Annotated in this window: 14 protein-coding genes; 13 read left to right on the top strand and 1 reads right to left on the bottom strand. The window is 44.8% G+C overall.

Annotation, left to right across the window (positions count from 1 at the left end; genetic code table 11):
* The 3 genes from G470_RS0103360 to G470_RS0103350 form a co-directional block, all read left to right on the top strand.
* Positions 1-328 (top strand): IS30 family transposase (locus tag G470_RS0103360; RefSeq protein ID WP_028273599.1); only part of this gene is annotated, 328 nt, incomplete at its 5' end.
* Positions 329-418: 90 nt separating this feature from the next.
* Positions 419-2,167, top strand: a complete 1,749-nt coding sequence (locus G470_RS0103355) for an ABC transporter ATP-binding protein (RefSeq protein WP_028273598.1) — start codon at positions 419-421, stop codon at positions 2,165-2,167.
* 2 nt (positions 2,168-2,169) lie between these two features.
* Positions 2,170-3,978: an ABC transporter ATP-binding protein gene (locus G470_RS0103350; protein WP_028273597.1), complete on the top strand. Its 1,809-nt coding sequence runs from the start codon at positions 2,170-2,172 to the stop codon at positions 3,976-3,978.
* A 37-nt stretch (positions 3,979-4,015) separates the two neighbouring features.
* Here the strand turns inward: G470_RS0103350 and G470_RS0103345 are convergent, their stop codons facing one another.
* Positions 4,016-4,615 (bottom strand): lysophospholipid acyltransferase family protein, encoded by a 600-nt coding sequence (locus tag G470_RS0103345; protein ID WP_028273596.1) that lies wholly within the window; start codon positions 4,613-4,615, stop codon positions 4,016-4,018.
* Between the two features lie 340 nt (positions 4,616-4,955).
* Here G470_RS0103345 and rpsB point away from each other — a divergent pair, with 340 nt between their 5' ends.
* The 10 genes from rpsB (at position 4,956) to rimP (ending at position 18,413) form a co-directional block, all read left to right on the top strand.
* Positions 4,956-5,714, top strand: coding sequence for a 30S ribosomal protein S2 (rpsB, locus tag G470_RS0103335; protein WP_028273595.1), 759 nt, complete (start codon positions 4,956-4,958; stop codon positions 5,712-5,714).
* Between the two features lie 223 nt (positions 5,715-5,937).
* Positions 5,938-6,819 (top strand): translation elongation factor Ts, encoded by an 882-nt coding sequence (gene tsf, locus G470_RS0103330; RefSeq protein WP_028273594.1) that lies wholly within the window; start codon positions 5,938-5,940, stop codon positions 6,817-6,819.
* Positions 6,820-6,916: 97 nt separating this feature from the next.
* On the top strand, positions 6,917-7,648 hold the full coding sequence (gene pyrH, locus G470_RS0103325; RefSeq protein ID WP_028273593.1) for a UMP kinase: 732 nt from the start codon (positions 6,917-6,919) through the stop codon (positions 7,646-7,648).
* Entirely contained in the window at positions 7,641-8,198 is a 558-nt protein-coding gene (gene frr, locus G470_RS0103320) for a ribosome recycling factor (protein ID WP_028273592.1), read from the top strand. Before pyrH ends, frr begins: the two co-directional genes overlap by 8 nt.
* A gap of 427 nt (positions 8,199-8,625) precedes the next feature.
* The gene (locus tag G470_RS0103310) at positions 8,626-9,342 is read left to right on the top strand and encodes an isoprenyl transferase (RefSeq protein WP_051258396.1); all 717 of its coding nucleotides are present in this window, start codon (positions 8,626-8,628) and stop codon (positions 9,340-9,342) included.
* Positions 9,343-9,366: 24 nt separating this feature from the next.
* A complete protein-coding gene (locus G470_RS0103305; protein ID WP_028273590.1) occupies positions 9,367-10,152 on the top strand; it encodes a phosphatidate cytidylyltransferase in 786 nt (261 codons plus the stop codon).
* A 116-nt stretch (positions 10,153-10,268) separates the two neighbouring features.
* Entirely contained in the window at positions 10,269-11,540 is a 1,272-nt protein-coding gene (gene rseP / locus G470_RS0103300) for an RIP metalloprotease RseP (RefSeq protein ID WP_028273589.1), read from the top strand.
* A gap of 47 nt (positions 11,541-11,587) precedes the next feature.
* Positions 11,588-13,294, top strand: a complete 1,707-nt coding sequence (locus G470_RS0103295) for a proline--tRNA ligase (protein WP_028273588.1) — start codon at positions 11,588-11,590, stop codon at positions 13,292-13,294.
* Between the two features lie 111 nt (positions 13,295-13,405).
* Positions 13,406-17,737 carry a PolC-type DNA polymerase III gene (locus G470_RS0103290; RefSeq protein ID WP_028273587.1) on the top strand — a complete coding sequence of 1,444 codons (4,332 nt, stop codon included), beginning with the start codon at positions 13,406-13,408 and terminating at the stop codon, positions 17,735-17,737.
* Positions 17,738-17,939: 202 nt separating this feature from the next.
* A complete protein-coding gene (gene rimP, locus G470_RS0103285; protein WP_028273586.1) occupies positions 17,940-18,413 on the top strand; it encodes a ribosome maturation factor RimP in 474 nt (157 codons plus the stop codon).
* Positions 18,414-18,424 lie beyond the last annotated feature (11 nt).

Genomic DNA, 18,424 nt, shown 5'->3' with positions numbered 1-18,424 from the left:
GTTTAAGCAGCTACCAAAGAATATATTTAAGTCGATTACATTTGATTGTGGCAAGGAATTTTCCAATTGGAAAAACTTAAGTAATCAACAAGATATTTCTATTTTCTTTGCGGATCCAGGCTGTCCCTCTCAACGCGGACTAAATGAACATTCAAACGGTCTCTTACGTAAAGATGGGTTACCTAAACAAATGGGCTTCAACGAAGTCGATCAACAATTTATTTCTTCTGTCGCAATCCGAAGGAATAAAATACCTAGAAAATCTTTAAACTATAAGACCCCGTTGGAGGTCTTTCTGGAGAATGTATCAGGTTTAAATTATTTCTAGCTTAATTTGACAAACGAAATAAACAAGAACGATGAGCGGTAAAAGTTTAGGCCGCTTTTTTATATAAAGAATGTGGGTGAGAGAAGAGCAATGGGAATATTTAAGAAACTTGGATGGTTTTTTAAACAAGAAAAGAAATCATATATTATCGGAGTGATTACATTATTTATCGTAGCATTGCTCAATTTGATACCCCCTCGTATCATTGGGATTGTTGTGGATGAAATTGAAACAGGAATACTTACCAGCCGCTCATTGATGATGTGGCTGGGATTGCTTGCAGCAGTAGCAATCAGTCAATATTTGCTGCGGTACGTGTGGCGCGTACGAATTTGGGGAAATGCTGCACGGTTGGAAAAGATTGTCCGTCAGCGTCTATTTAACCACTTTACAAAAATGGACAACGAATTTTTCCAAAAGTACCGGACAGGTGATTTGATGGCTCATGCCACCAACGACTTAAGAGGGTTACGGATGGTGGCGGGCGGAGGCATCTTGATGATTGCAGATACGCTGAGTGTCGGCATAACGACCATTTTAGCGATGGTTTTTGTGGTGGATTGGCGCTTGACTCTTGTGGCAATCTTGCCGATGCCGTTTTTAGCGATTGTCTCCAGAATATTGGGAAAGCAACTGCATTCCCGTTTCCGAAGCGCACAGGCCGCATTTTCTTCGCTGAACGATAAAGTGCAAGAGAGCATCCAAGGTGTCAAAGTGATCAAAACCTTTGGACAAGAAAAAGAAGACATTGAAGAATTCAATGAACAAACCAATCATGTTGTAAAAGAAAACAACCGGGTTTATAAAATTGATTCATTGTTCGACCCGGCTATCACGCTGATTATCGGTTTATCCTACGTTCTGTCTATCTTGGTCGGAGGGGCGTTGGTAACGGCAAATGAAATCACTATCGGGGATTTTGTTACATTCATCAACTACATCACCATGCTTGTATGGCCGATGATGGCGGTAGGACGGTTGTTTAATATTCTGGAAAGAGGAAGCGCAAGTTATGACCGTATCGAACAATTGATGAAAGAAGAGACTTCGATTGTGGAAATCCAAGGAGCAACGGATAAAGCGGCTGAAGGAGATATTCAATACGCTGTCAAGGAGTTCCGTTATCCAGAAAGCGAAACACCTGCGCTCTCAGACATCGTGTTCAACTTGAAAAAAGGGCATACGCTTGGTGTAGTCGGAAAAACAGGCGCCGGTAAAACGACACTGTTCAGGCTGCTGTTGAGAGAATATGACAATTACGACGGAGTGATCAAAATCGGAGGGCAGGATATCCGGGAATACACGCTGGATGGACTGCTGAAACAAGTCGGCTATGTTCCACAGGACAACTACTTGTTCTCTACCACTATCAGAGAAAATATCCGTTTCGCGAATCCCGATTTGAGTCAAGAAGAAGTGGAGCACGCAGCGAAACTGACCGCCATCCATGACGATATACTTGCTTTCCCGGATGGCTATGATACAGCCGTTGGAGAACGCGGCGTGTCGTTGTCCGGTGGTCAAAAACAACGGATTTCCATTGCGCGGGCTTTGATTGTAAATCCTGAATTGCTTATTTTAGACGATTCCCTTTCGGCGGTGGATGCCGAAACAGAAGAAGCCATTTTATCCGGTTTGAAGAGGGAACGGGAGGATCAAACAACCATTATCGCTGCCCACCGCATCAGCAGTGTGATGCATGCGGAAGAAATCATTGTACTCGATGAAGGACGGATTGTGGAACGAGGGACACATGCCGAACTGCTGGAAAACGACGGTTGGTATAAAGACATGTATGAACAGCAACAGCTTGAACGCAAATTGAAAGGAGTTGAATGAAGATGGAACAAAAACAAACAAACTATCATTCGATTCCTTTGAAAGAACAGGCAACGGTCCTCAAAAGAATCATTTCTTTTTCCGGTCCTTACAAATGGCAATTTTTCTGGGGTATCTTTTTCGGTATCCTGTTGGCAGTGATTAACGCCGTTTTGCCAAGAATTATCCAAGTGTTCATCGATGACTATTTGACACCACGGGAAGCAACCACCGGCATTTTAATATTGTTTGCTTCACTGTACTTGGCAGGAACCATCGTTAAAGGAATTGTGTGGTACTTCAACTTGTATTTGTTTAATATGGCTTCTGAAAAGACCGTCCAAAATATCCGTGAACATATTTTCACAAAAATCCATCAACTGGGCATGCGCTTCTTTGACCAAACTTCTGCGGGATGGATTGTCACGCGGGTGACGAATGACACAGAAGCGATGAAAGACTTCTGGAATGTGTTTTTGACGATTCTTCAAAGCGCATTCGGTCTCATCACTTCTTTGGGAGCGATGTTCCTGCTGGACATTGAAGTGACGTTGTGGATATTGCTGTTTGTTCCGGTCTTGGTCATCGTGACAAACATCTATCAAATATACAGCTCACGGACATATCAAGAAATGAAAGAGAAGAACAGCCAATTGAACTCAAAGCTCGCTGAGTCCATCAACGGCATGTCCGTCATTCAGCAGTTCAGGCAGGAAAGACGGTTGCAAAAAGAATTTGAAAAAACCAACCAAGAGTATTTCGACGCGCATTTTTCGATGACAAAAATTAATGCATTGTTATTAAGTCCGATTATCAATATGCTTTATACATTGTCCATTGTGGTGATTCTATGGATTTTCGGGCGGGAGGCACTGGTCGGTCCAGTGGAAGTGGGGGTCATTTACGCCTTTACTTCGTATGCCAACAACTTCTTCCGTCCCTTGACTCGACTGATGGACAGCCTCAGCTTGTTCCAAGACGGGTTGATTTCCAGCGCGCGCATCTTGAAAGTGTTGGATACGGAAGAATATGTTCCGGAACAACATAATGTGGAAGACGCAACCATTCAAAACGGAAAAATCGAATTTAAGAATGTGTCGTTTTCTTACGATGGAGAAAACAACGTCTTGGATGATATCAGTTTCACCGCTGAGCCAGGAGAAACAGTCGCTCTGGTGGGGCATACAGGAAGTGGAAAGAGCTCCATCATTAATGTGCTGATGCGCTTTTACGAATTCCAAAAAGGCGATGTGTTGATCGATGGAAAATCCATACGGGAGTATCCGATCGAAGAGCTGCGCACAAAGATGGGACTCGTCCTGCAAGATTCCTTTTTGTTTTACGGGACCATCAAAGACAACATTCGTTTGAAAGACGATTCCATTTCAGACAAAGAAATCGTGGACGCCGCTCGTTTTGTTCAAGCGGATCAATTCATTGAACAGCTTCCGGATAAATATGATGCGCGTGTCGTTGAAAGGGGAGCGGGTTATTCAAGCGGGCAAAAGCAGTTGATTTCATTTGCTAGGACTATCGTAAAAGATCCGAAGATTTTGATTTTGGATGAAGCGACAGCAAACATCGATACAGAAACTGAAGCACTGATTCAGGCTGGATTGGCAAAAATGCGGAGAGGCCGGACAACGATCGCCATCGCACACCGTTTGTCCACTATCCGGGACGCTGATTTGATTCTGGTTCTGGATAAAGGGAAAATCATCGAACGCGGCACGCATGACGAATTGATTGGAAAAGGCGGCGTCTACAAAGATATGTATGAGCTGCAAAATCTGGGACTCCAAACAGGAGACCCTGAACCGTCATACAGTTAAAAAAACGCCTCACAGATTTTTTCTGTGAGGCGTTTTTTTACTGTTGGCCAAGTTCTTTATCGATGGTGTCAAAACGTGACTGCAGTAAGTCCCCGTATTGTTTGGCTGTTTCATCGTTCAAACGCGTTTTCCGTTCAACCACCAGCGGTTCACCGAATCTGACCACTGCTTTTTTTCGCTGAAGCAGTTCTTTGAATGTCTTAGGTCCCGAGTAAACAGCGGGTACAATCGGTTTGCCGCTCAATTTGGCAATGGTCAATGTGCCGCCTTTCAATTCGGAAGAATGACGGGAGCCGGTTGGGAAAATAACCAGACCCAGTTTTCCTTCTTTCAAAATTTTTACTGGTGTTTTAATGGCGCTTGGTCCCGGATTCTTCCGGTCAACTGGAAAAGCGTTCATCTTCATGATCAGCCGACGCAAAAGAGGATTTTTAAATAGCTCTTTTTTTGCCATAAAACTGAATTGTTCCGGGCTGGCGGCCAAAGCTAGAAAGACCGGATCCAACCAAGTCCGGTGAGGGGAGGCCAAGATGTAATTCTCATCTTTTGGTACCACTTCTCTGTTTTGAACTTCAGGTTTTCCATTCAGGATATAGACAAATATTCGAATAATCCCTCTGACAATAGAATAAAACACGTTATTACCCTCCACATCGCTTAACGAAGTATTGATTCTTCAACATCGTTCAGCAGTTTGACGTTTATGAATGAAGCGGATAAGAGAAGATTTTCCTTGCTTCATCATGTAATAGTATGCGGCAACGTAAACTTTTTGGCAACAGTTTTTCTTTTTCAATAAGAATTTTTTGATGTTTTGTTCTTGCAATTGTCGAAAACCTTCTGTATAATTACAAACGGTGCGAAGAGCACTTATTTCACACCTTGATGGATGTAATGGACGGTGCTTGCAAGGTGCAAGTTTCCATACAGCAGAAATCAGGGGAGGGAAAATAAAAACCAAATTGGAGGAAAGAAAAATGGCAGTAGTAACAATGAAGCAATTGCTTGAGTCAGGTGTACATTTCGGACACCAAACACGTCGTTGGAACCCGAAAATGAAACCTTATATCTTTACAGAACGGAACGGTATTTACATCATCGACTTGCAAAAAACCGTTCGTATGATCGACCAAGCATACAAATACATGCGTGATATCGCAGCAAACGGTGGAACAGTCTTGTTTGTAGGTACGAAAAAACAAGCACAAGAATCCATCAAAGAAGAAGCAATTCGTTCTGGTCAGTACTACGTAAACCACCGTTGGTTGGGCGGTACTTTGACAAACTGGGACACAATCCAAAAACGTATTTCTCGTTTGAAACAAATCGAGAAAATGGAAGAAGACGGAACTTTCGAAGTTCTTCCTAAAAAAGAAGTAGGTCTTTTGATCAAAGAACGCGACCGTTTAGAAAAATTCTTGGGCGGAATCAAAGACATGCCTGGTATTCCAGATGTTATGTTTGTGGTAGACCCTCGTAAAGAACGTATCGCAATTAAAGAAGCACAAAAATTGAACATTCCAATCGTTGCAATGGTTGACACAAACTGCGACCCAGACGAAGTTGATGTCATCATCCCATCAAACGACGACGCTATTCGTGCAGTCAAATTGTTGACTTCTAAAATGGCTGACGCATTCATCGAAGGAAACCAAGGCGCAGATAACGAAGAAGCAGCTCAATCTGAATCCCTTGAAGAAATCGTTGAAGTTGTTGAAGGCGACAACGAAGAATAATAAAACTATTAGGCTGTCTTGAAGATGGCGGAACAGGCTGAACATTCTGATGCTCCGGTCTTATGCCTCCGTTAACGAGGCAGCTTTTTCTATAGAATATAAGAAATTGTAAAATCTGTTCAACGCGTAAGAAAAGGACGTTTCAGTTTTTTACGTGCTCTTGCGCAGAACGTTTTTCTTAAGCAATAAAGTGTTCTACATTATACCTATAGGAGGAAACAAAATGGCTAAAATTTCAGCTGCACAAGTAAAAGAATTGCGCGACAAAACAGGCGTGGGAATGATGGACGCGAAAAAAGCTCTTGTTGAAACAGACGGGGACATGGACGCGGCAGTCGACTTTTTGAGAGAAAAAGGCGTATCCAAAGCGGCTAAAAAAGCTGACCGTATCGCTGCAGAAGGTTTGGCTGACATCCACGTGAACGGAAACACTGCAGTTATCGCAGAAATCAATGCTGAAACTGACTTTGTAGCGAAAAACAAACAATTCCAAACATTGGTACAAGACATCACTAAAGCAATCGCAACTGAAAAACCTGCGGATGTTGAAGCTGCAAACGATGTTAAAATGAACGATGGAACAATTGCTTCTGAAATCACAGAAGCGACTACAACCATCGGTGAAAAAATCACTTTGCGTCGTTTCTTGATTGTTGAAAAAGAAGACAACCAAGTATTTGGTGATTACAAACACATGGGCGGACGTATTGCGGTTCTTACTGTTCTTGACGGAACAGAAGATGTAGAAATTGCACGTAACGTTGCAATGCACATCGCTGCCATCAACCCTCGTTACATCACTCGTGACGAAGTTCCTCAAGAAGAACTTGACCATGAGTTGGAAATCTTGAAAGAACAAGCGAAAAACGAAGGCAAGCCTGAAAAAATCATCGAAAAAATGGTTCAAGGCCGCTTGAACAAATGGTTGGCTGAAATCAGCTTGGTAGACCAACCATACGTTAAGAACCCTGATGTAACAGTTGGTCAATACTTGAAAGAAAACGGTGCTTCCATCAAAGCATTCACTCGTTACGAAGTGGGCGAAGGAATCGAAAAACGCCAAGAAAACTTCGCAGAAGAAGTACAAAACCAATTGAAAAAATAAGTTCCGCCAGAAACGGAATCAGGAACGCAGTAAGATGCGTTCCTTTTTTTTAGGAATATGATAAACTGAGACTGTAATGGATTGATGGAGGGAAAAAATGACTCAACCAAAATATAAGCGCGTCGTATTGAAATTGAGCGGCGAAGCTCTAGCAGGTGAAGGTGGATTTGGAATCCATCCACCAACGATCAAAAAAATCTGTGATGAAATCAAAGAAGTTCATGGATTGGGAATAGAAATCGCTATTGTCGTCGGTGGAGGAAACATCTGGAGAGGCCAGGTCGGCTCTGAGATGGGCATGGAGCGGGCACAAGCTGATTACATGGGTATGCTCGCAACGGTGATGAATGCACTTGCGTTGCAAGACTGCTTGGAGAACATAGATGTGCCGACCCGAGTTCAAACTTCCATCGAAATGCGCCAAATCGCAGAACCGTATATTCGCAGAAAAGCTGTCCGTCACTTGGAAAAAGGACGTGTAGTCATTTTTGCCGGCGGAACCGGGAACCCGTACTTCTCTACGGATACCACTGCAGCTTTGCGTGCAGCTGAGATTGAAGCAGATGTCATCATGATGGCTAAAAACAATGTAGATGGTGTATACTCAGCAGATCCGAAGCTAGACACCAACGCAGTTAAATTCGACGAATTGACTCATTTGGACCTTATCAGTAAAGGATTGCGGGTCATGGATACGACAGCCAGTTCATTGAGTATGGACAACGACATCCCGTTGGTCGTATTTAATCTCAATCAATCCGGAAACATCAAGCGTGTGGCAATGGGTGAAGTGATTGGAACTACAGTGAGGGGGAAAAAATATGAGTGATGCATTGTTAAAAGACACAAAAACAAAAATGGAGAAAGCGGAACAAGCGTTGAGACGCGAATTGGCAGGAATCCGTGCCGGAAACGCCAACCCTAGTTTGTTGAACCGCATCGATGTAGAGTATTACGGAGTCATGACGCCATTGAACCAATTGGCGCAAATCTCTGTGCCGGAAGCGCGTTTGTTGATGGTTACTCCATACGACAAGAGCTCCATCTCTGAAATTGAAAAAGCGATCCAAAGAAGCGATTTGGGCATTACTCCAGCAAACGACGGAAGTGTCATTCGTTTGGCGATTCCTCCATTGACAGAAGAACGCAGAAAAGAAATTGCGAAACAAGTAGGCAAAGAAGCTGAAAACGCAAAAATTGCTGTTCGTAACATCCGCCGGGATGCGATGGACCAATTGAAGAAAGAAGAAAAAAGCGGAGAAATCACAGAAGATGATTTGCGCCGCTATGAAAAAGATGTTCAGAAATTGACGGACGACAGCGTTGCAAACATTGATAAAATCGCCGAAGAGAAAGAAAAAGAAATTTTGGACATTTAATCGAATTAGATTAAAAAAGCGAAGGACCCCGGCAACGGCCGCAAGTCCTTCGCTTTTTTATGGGAATGATTCGGTTATTAAGCGGTCTGTTCATCTTCTCCAAAGAGCATATTGACCACTTTGGTTACAATGGCTGTGACAATAAGACCGATAATGTATCGTTTGATTCTTCTTTTCATACTGATATCCTCCTTCCTAAGACTTTCTTATGAATTTTATTATAACATAGGTATTTCGGGGAGCAGGAATGGAACGCTTGCGGATTGACGGGTACATAAAGGGAGAAAGTAGTGCAAAAGGCTTCACTTCCTCCTTCACCAAAATAAAGATTTCGTATAGGCATTCTCATGGTTTTTTGCTACAATGAGAGAAGTGCAGACTCAGTAACGGGGGTTATAAAGTGAACGACGAACGAACACCTGTATCTATGGAAGGACCGATTCCCAAACACGTGGCTGTCATTATGGACGGAAACGGGAGATGGGCACAAAAGAGAAACCTTCCCAGAACAGAAGGACATAAAGAAGGCATGGAGGCAGTCAGAAGAGTGGCTGTCCGTGCCAGTGAAAGAGGCGTCAAAGTATTAACACTGTTTGCCTTTTCCACTGAAAACTGGAAAAGGCCGTTGGATGAGATCCGTTTTCTCATGAAACTGCCGATTGATTTTTTTGATGTGTTCATGCCGGAACTATTGAAGAACAACATCCGTGTCACGGTTACAGGATTCAAAGGGAAAATACCTGGACCCACACGGAAAGCCGTTGAAAAAGCGGTTGAACAAACGAAAGACAACGATGGGATGATTTTAAATTTCGCGTTGAACTACGGCGGAAGAGCGGAAATTGTGAATGCCACCAAAGAAATTGCCCAGTTGGTAAAAAGTGGCCGCTTAAACGTGTCAGATATTGATGAGGCTACATTTGAGGACCATTTGTTGACAGCATCTTCTGTTACGCCCTATCAGGAAGTGGATTTGATGATCCGAAGCAGCGGAGAACAACGGCTCAGTAACTTTTTATTATGGCAGAACGCTTACAGTGAGTTTTATTTTTCAAACTTGGCATGGCCTGAGTTTAATGGCGATGTGTTTGATGAAGCCTTGAGCAGCTTCCAACAGAGGAGCCGGCGATTTGGCGGATTATAACGGAAGCGTGACAGGAGGAGAAAAATGAATCAGCGTATTATCACTACCGTTTTTGCGTTACTCTTTTTCATCCCTTTTTTGCTTATCGGCTCGTGGCCACTGGAAATATTACTGGCTGTGCTGGCAATTATAGGTATGTACGAACTAATAAAAATAAAATCCATTCAACCGTATTCTCTCGGGGCACTCCTTTCTTACTTGGGTGTTGCGATGATTGTGTTTTCTCATCGCTTGTTCCCGATGGTTTCAGACCACTGGTCGTTGTACGATGGGGTTCTTGGAATAGTGTTGCTTTTATTTGTTTATCTGCTTTTTTCCAAGCAAGACTATGATGTGGAAGACGTTTCTGTCTCTTTGATGGGCATGTTGTATGTTGGCACAGGCTTCCATGCATTTACGTTACTTAGAGAGCGGAATATTCACTTGCTCTTTTTAATTTTGTTTGTCATCTGGGCAACCGACTCGGGCGCTTATTTGATAGGCAGAAAAATTGGAAAGAAGAAATTGGCTCCTGCCATCAGCCCGAATAAGACAGTGGAGGGATCGTTGGGCGGCGTTGCAGTTGCGATGCTGGTGGCAGCTCTTTACTTGACTTTAGTGAACACAGGGTTGCCGTTTTGGACAATGCTGGCACTGGCGGCTGTTGTATCCGTTGCTGGTCAACTGGGCGACTTGGTGGAATCTGCCATCAAACGTCACTACGGCGTAAAAGACTCGGGCAGCCTGCTCCCCGGACACGGAGGAATTTTGGACCGGTTTGACAGTTTAATTTTTGTCATGGTCTTAATATCGGTAATCAACGTGGTCTAAACAGCACCATTCTTGAGAGAAACTTGACGTAACGAGCATTGTCCTGCAAACATGTACTTTGTTTGCAGGTTCCAGTATGCTTGTTTCGTTGTTCTTATGAAAAGGAGGAACCTCTTCTGACAACGATACTAACTTTCATAGCAGTATTCGGTACACTGGTCGTGATTCATGAATTGGGACATTATTATTTTGCGAAGAAAGCGGGAATCTTGGTTCGCGAATTTTCAGTGGGATTTGGACCGAAAATTTTTGCTCACCGAAAAGGCGAGACGACATATACTATTCGTTTGCTCCCTTTAGGTGGATACGTGCGGATGGCTGGCTACGAAGAAGAAACCGACATCCGTCCCGGAATGCCGGTCACAGTTAAGCTGGATGATGCAGGACATGTGTCCGTCATCAACTTGTACAGTAAAAAACAATTGGCAGATGCTGTTCCTTTGGAAGTAACGTCTTTTGATTTAGAAAGAGAGCTCTTCATTGAAGGCCGTCAAAGAAGTGAAATTGATCAAACCGTACGCTATCCAGTCAATCGGGATGCGCTGGTTATCGAGCAAGATGGAACAACGGTTCAAATTGCGCCGATTGACCGTCAGTTTCAATCGGCTCCATTGATTCAAAGGATGCTCACAAACTTTGCAGGGCCTTTAAACAATTTATTGTTGGCCATCGTGACCTTCATATTGATTGCTTTTCTTCAGGGGGGGATCATCAGCAATGAACCGCGCGCTGGAAAAGTGGAACCCGGAAGTCCCGCTGAAGCAGCAGGACTGGAAGAGGGCGACTTGATACGGACCATTGATGGAGAAAAAATGGACAGTTGGGTAGAAATGGTGTTGACCATCCAGGAGCACCCGGAGGAAGAGCTGACTTTGGAGGTCCAAAAACCAGAAGGGGCCACTGAAACATTGACAGTCGTGCCGGAAGCCGATACAACGGAAGATGGGCAGACGTATGGATTGATTGGGGTCAATGCCTCTATGGAAACCTCCATTATTGCGAAAATCAGCTATGGATTCACGCAAACATGGAATATCATCACACAAATCGGTTCTGTTCTCCTTTCTATGGTGACAGGCGGATTTTCGGTCGACATGTTTGGCGGTCCGGTGGCCATTTACGCCACCACGGAGGCCGTTGTTCAGACCGGTGCAGCAGGCATACTCAATTGGTTGGCGGTATTGAGCATCAACCTGGGTATCATCAATCTGCTGCCGGTTCCTGCTTTGGATGGCGGGAAACTTTTGTTGAACGTCATTGAAGGAATAAGAGGAAAACCCCTAAGCGAAGAAAAAGAAGGAATCATCACGCTGATCGGCGTAGGGTTGTTGTTCCTGTTGATGGTGGTTGTCACTTGGAACGACATTCAGCGATTTTTCCTAAGATAAAAAAGAGTGATCGTTATGCATATGGACTATAAAGGAGTAGCTACAGAATGAGACAAACGAAACTTTTTGCACCGACTTTACGAGAAACACCTAGCGATGCGGACATCCTAAGCCATCAGCTGTTGTTGCGGGCGGGATATATCCGCCAAGTCACCAGTGGGGTATACACTTACTTGCCGTTGGCGACCCGCGTCATGGAGAATATCAAAACAGTGATTCGTGAAGAACACGAGAAGATTGATGCAGTGGAAATGTTGATGCCAACGTTGCTGCCAACCGACTTATGGTTGGAATCCGGCCGGTATGAAACATACGGACCCGAATTGATCAAGTTGAAAGACCGTCACGGACGAGACTTCATTTTGGGACCGACTCACGAAGAAGCGTTCACAAACTTACTTCGCAATGAGGTCACTTCTTATAAACGTTTGCCGTTGATTTTGTATCAATTCCAAACAAAATTCCGTGACGAAAAACGTCCCCGCTTCGGCTTGATGCGGAGCCGCGAGTTCTTGATGAAAGATGCGTATTCTTTCGATGACAGTTACGAGAATTTGGATGTGTCGTACAAAAAGTTCGAACAGGCCTACACAAACATCTTCCAACGTCTTCATTTGGAGTTCCGTGCCATCATCGGAGATGCTGGGGCAATGGGCGGTCAAGATTCCAAAGAATTTATGGCTTTGTCCGAATCAGGAGAAGACACCGTCGTTTATTCTGATGAAAGCGACTATGCCGCGAACTTGGAAATGGCGACCAGCCTTTATACGCCACAAAAAAGTGATGATCCGGAAAAAGAATTGGAGAAAGTTTCCACTCCAGACACAAAAACCATCGACCAAGTGGCAGACTTCCTTGGAGTTGACGCGTCCAACATCTTGAAGAGCATTTTGTTCATCGCAGACGAACAGCCGGTTCTGGCCGTTGTACGCGGGGATCATGACGTCAACGAAGTGAAACTGCGCAACTACCTTGGAGCAGAAACCCTCGAAATGGCGACAGACGAAGAAACCGTGGAATACATGAAAACAGAGCCGGGATACATCAGTCCAGTAGGCGCACCTGAAAATGTTCGTGTGATAGCTGACTTGTATGTCCAAGACATGAAGAACATGGTGGCGGGAGCCAACGAAAAAGATGCTCACTTTGTGAATGCGAACTTGAACCGAGACATGACGGTTGAAAGTTTTGAAGATATCCGATTCGTCCAAGAAGGCGAACCTTCTCCGGACGGAAAAGGAACCTTGCGTTTCACGCGCGGAATCGAAATTGGACACATCTTTAAATTGGGTACGCGCTACAGCGAATCCATGAATGCGACAATCCTTGACCAAAATGGAAAAGCTGTGCCGATGGTCATGGGAAGTTACGGAATCGGCGTCAGCCGTCTGTTGTCTGCACTTGCAGAACAGTACGCAGATGAAAAAGGACTTGTCTGGCCAAAAGACATTGCACCGTACGACATTCACCTCGTTCCGATTCAGATGAAAAAAGAAGACCAACGCGCATTGGCGGAAGAACTTTACTCCACCTTGCAGGACAATAAATTCACCGTATTGATGGATGACCGTAACGAACGGGCTGGGGTCAAATTTGCCGATGCAGATTTGATGGGACTGCCAATCCGGGTGACCATCGGGAAAAAAGCGGCAGAAGGCATTGTGGAAGTGACTCTGCGTAAAACAGGCGAAACGTTGGAAGTTCGTAAAGATGAATTGATCAACACGCTTCGTTTTCTATTGGACAACCAATAAACTAAACACAGCGGAAGAATAAAGCAACCAGGCAGAGAGGAGTTCAGCATGTGATTTATTTGCATTGCGGTTCTCCTTTTTATTCATCATAAGCAAGAAAGGATATTTCGGATGAGCTTAAACAAAGAGGAATTGTTTCAGAAATTGATGGAACAGATTGGATTAGACCGTGATCCGGAAATCCAACCCTATCTAGAAAAGGGAAGAGTCGAATCAGTCACTGTACACAAGCAATCGAAAAGATGGCATTTTGCGCTGCGGTTCGAAGATATTTTGCCATTTCAGTTGTATCAAACGATGGAGGACTCTATGCGTCGTTCATTTAAATCGATCGCAGACGTCAGCCTGCAGGTGTTGACGGATAACCCTTCTCTCACACCCGAAAAGTTGGAGCGTTACTGGCCGAAAGCCGTGGCGAAAAGCGGCGTAACTTCCCCGGTTTGTGACAAAGCGTTCAATGAACAGTTTCCGTTTTTTAAAGACGGCAAAGTGCTCTTCTACGTAGAGAATGAGGTCATGAAACAGCCGTTCCAAGAACAGTATTTCCCGGCTGTGGAACAAGCGTACCAAGACATGGGTTTCCCGCCATTCCGAATTCAACCGATGGTGGATGAAGAAGCTAATGAAAAACGATTGAAAGAATTCCAAGCTAAAAAAGAAGAAGCAGACGCATTGATTGCCCAACGAGCAATGGAGAACATGAAAAAAGCAGAGCAAGACAGGAAAGAAAAAGAGGATGCGGTCCACTCAGGTCCGGTTGCTATCGGGCGTTCGATTTCTGCTTCCGAAGAAGTCAAGCGCATGCGTGACATCGTGGAAGAAGAACGGCGCGTCACGTTGGAAGGCTATGTATTCGATGTGGAAATCCGCGAGCTGCGTTCCGGACGGAAGCTGTTGATCATGAAAATAACTGACTATACCTCTTCTTTTTCTGTGAAAAAGTTTTCCAATAACCAAGAAGACGAAGCAGCCTTTGGAGCCATTCAAAAAGGGATGTGGGTACGTGTCCGCGGGAGTGTACAGGAAGATTCCTTTATGCGTGATTTGGTCGTCAACGCCCAGGATATTATGGAATGGGCCCACGAAACACGAAAAGACACCGGCATCAATGAGAAAAAAAGGGTGGAACTACACGCCCACACAAACATGAGTCAACTGGATGCCACCAACTCTGCATCTGATCTGATTGCGCAAGCGGCCAAATGGGGACACAAGGCGTTTGCCATCACCGATCATGCAGCGGCTCAATCGTTTCCGGAAGCCCACCAAGCCGGGAAAAAACACGACATAAAAATTCTGTACGGCTTGGAAGCATATGTAGTAGACGACGGGGTGCCGATTGCATACAACCCTGCATCAATTGACTTGAGCGATGCGGAGTATGTTGTGTTCGACGTGGAGACAACCGGATTGTCGGCAATATATGACAAAATCATTGAGTTGGCCGGTGTGAAGATGTACAAAGGGAACGTCGTTGGAACGTTTGAAGAATTCATCGATCCAGGACACCCCCTTTCTCAAACAACCATCAACCTCACCGGTATCACGGACGATATGGTAAGAGGATCGAAACCTGAAAAAGAAGTACTGAAAGAATTCATGGAATTTGCAGAAGGAACCATACTGGTTGCCCACAATGCCAGTTTCGACATGGGGTTCTTGAACAAAGCGTTGACCCGGAACGGGATGCCGGAGTCCACGAATCCGGTCATCGATACCTTGGAGTTGTCTCGGTTCTTGCATCCCCAGTACAAATCCCACCGTTTGAATACGTTGGCGAAGAAGTACGGCGTGCACTTGGAACAGCACCACCGGGCGATTTATGACTCGGAAACGACGGCGCATTTGTGTTGGATTTTCTTGAAAGAAGCGGAAGAAGAATATGGAATCACGAACCACGAACAATTAAATGATTACATGGGCGAAGGAGATGCATACAAACGTGCCCGTCCTTTCCATGCGACGATTCTTGCCCAAACGCAGGAAGGGCTGAAGAACCTGTTTAAACTGATTTCTCTTTCTTCGGTCCAATACTTTTTCCGCACCCCGCGCATTCCGCGTTCTGAATTGAACAAACACAGAAAAGGCCTGCTGCTCGGCACAGCCTGCAGCGAAGGGGAAGTCTTTGAGGCCATCATGCAAAAAGGTTACGAAGAAGCGAAAAAACGCGCCAAAAATTATGACTATATTGAAATCATGCCAAAGCCGGTTTACCTACCATTGTTGGACAATGAAATGGTGAAAAACGAAAAAGATTTGGAAGACATTCTTTCCAACTTGGTAAAAATTGGAGAAGAATTGGATAAACCGGTAGTCGCCACCGGAAATGTCCATTACTTGAATCCGGAAGATGCAGTTTATAGAAAGATACTGTTGGAGACTCAAAAGTCCAACAGTTATAGAAAGGGCAGACTTCCGGAAGCTCATTTGCGGACGACGAATGAAATGTTGGAAGAGTTCAGCTTTTTAGGCGAAGAACGTGCTGAAAAAGTGGTGGTCGACAATCCACTGAAAGTTGTGGACATGATTGAAGACGGCATTTCTCCGGTGAAAAAAGATCTGTATGCACCAAAGATTGAAGGTTCCGAAGATGAAATCCGTAACTTGAGTTATGGGGAGGCTCATCGGTTGTATGGGAACCCGTTACCGGAAATTGTCGAGAAACGACTGGAAAAAGAATTGGATAGTATCATTGGGAACAACTTCTCGGTTATTTATCTGATTTCTCAAAAATTAGTGCAGAAAAGTTTAGAAGATGGCTATTTGGTTGGTTCCCGGGGGTCTGTCGGCTCCAGTTTCGTAGCGACGATGACGGGTATTACAGAAGTTAATCCGCTCCAGCCGCATTACCGTTGTCCAGACTGCCAATATTCCGAATTCTTCACAGACGGTTCCATCGGATCGGGGTATGACTTGCCAGAAAAAGACTGTCCGAAATGTGGAGCCAACTTAGCAAAAGATGGACACGATATTCCATTTGAAACGTTCTTAGGCTTTAATGGCGATAAAGTACCGGATATCGATTTGAACTTCTCAGGTGAATACCAGGCAAAAGCACACCATTATACTAAAGTGTTGTTCGGAGAAGATTACGTCTATCGTGCGGGAACAATCGGTACCATTGCCGACAGGACTGCTTTCGGGTATGTGAAAGCATATGAGCGGGACAACGACCTGCATTATCGGGGAGCGGAAATCGATCGATTGGCGAAGGGGCTGACGGGGGTTAAACGGACCACCGGGCAGCACCCGGGCGGAATCATCGTTATTCCTGATTACATGGATGTGTATGACTTCACTCCGGTTCAATATCCGGCCGATGATCAGAATGCCGAATGGAAGACCACGCACTTTGATTTCCACTCCATTGACGAAAACGTCTTGAAACTGGATATCCTGGGACACGATGATCCAACCATGATCCGGAAACTTCAAGATTTGTCCGGTATTGACCCGACGACCATTCCGGCTGATGACCCGGAAGTCATGAAACTGTTCGAAGGTACAGAGGTATTGGGTGTCACCCCAGAACAAATCAATTCGGAAGTCGGAACGTTGGGAGTGCCGGAATTTGGAACACGGTTCGTGCGGGGCATGTTGGAGCAGACAAAACCAAAAACCTTTGCGGAGCTGCTTCAAATTTCAGGCCTTTCACACGGGACGGATGTATACTTGGGGAATGCGGAAGAACTGATCCGTGAAAAGAACATCCCGTTGTCGGAAGTGATCGGCTGTCGGGATGACATCATGGTGTACTTGCAGCATAAAGGACTGGATGACAGCCTGGCCTTCAAAATCATGGAGTTTGTCCGTAAAGGAAGAGGGATTCCAGACGAGTGGCAGGCAGAAATGCGGGCGCATAACGTTCCGGAGTGGTACATTGATTCATGTTTGAAAATCAAGTACATGTTCCCGAAAGCTCACGCGGCTGCTTACGTATTGATGGCACTGCGGGTGGCATACTTCAAAGTGCACCACCCGATTTATTACTATGCGGCGTATTTCTCTGTCCGGGCATCGGATTTTGACCTGCAGGCGATGGCGCAAGGAAAAACAGCTGTCAAAGCAGCGATGAAAGAAATCACTGACAAGGGCATGGACGCGAGTGTGAAAGAGAAAAACTTGTTGACGGTGTTGGAATTGGCAAACGAGATGTTGGAACGCGGATTCACCTTCAAGATGGTGGATTTGGAAAAATCAGAGGCGAGTGACTTCATCATTGAAGGCGATTCGTTGATTGCCCCATTCCGAGCCGTTCCATCATTGGGTGAGAACGTGGCAAAACAAATTGTCGCGGCCAGAAAAGAACAACCTTTCCTTTCAAAAGAAGATTTGTCCAGAAGAGGGAAAGTGTCGAAAACAGTGATTGAATACATGGATGCCAACGGTGTGTTGAATGGCCTGCCGGAAGAGAACCAGCTCTCCCTGTTCGACTCATTGTAAACCGACTCGTTCCAAAAGCTGAAATGAGTGCAACAAGTTGCGTTATGAAGGAGTTTGTGTTACCATCATCTATGAGTTGATGGAGATATTTCGTTTGAGTGAGCGGCAACGCTCACTCTTTTTATGGACTAGGGTAAGAAAAGAAGCGTTCAAATTGACCTTAGTTTGCGGGACGAACATATAAAAAAAGGAGGACTGTGCATTGAGCAATACTGTAGAAACCGTCACTCAGCTAGCTGTACCAGTTGCTGAGGAATTAGGTTATGAATTGGTCGACGTAGAATACACAAAAGAAGGGAAAACATGGTTCTTGCGTCTGTACATCGATAAACCGGAAGGAATCGATTTGGACGATTGTGCCTTTTTCAGTGAAAAAATGAGTGAAACGCTCGATGCACAAGACCCAGATCCGATCCCTCACGCGTATTATCTGGAGGTATCATCACCGGGAGCCGAACGACCATTGAAGAACGAAAAGGACTTCCAACGAGCAGTCGGCAAATACATCCACGTCACACTGCATCAAACCGTTGAAGGTGAGAGCATCTACGAAGGAACGCTGGATGAAGTGACAGAAGACTCGTTGATTATGACCATCCGAATTAAAACTCGTTCGAAACAAATAACCCTTCCGAAAGAACACATTGCAAAAGCACGGCTGGCAGTTCAATTTTAAGTTAGAGTGTA

It is taken from the genome of Atopococcus tabaci DSM 17538 (assembly GCF_000429585.1).
GTDB classification, from domain to species: Bacteria; Bacillota; Bacilli; order Lactobacillales; family Carnobacteriaceae_A; genus Atopococcus; species Atopococcus tabaci.
Note: the sequence above shows the minus strand (reverse complement) of the source record. Positions and strands in the feature narration are given on the sequence as shown.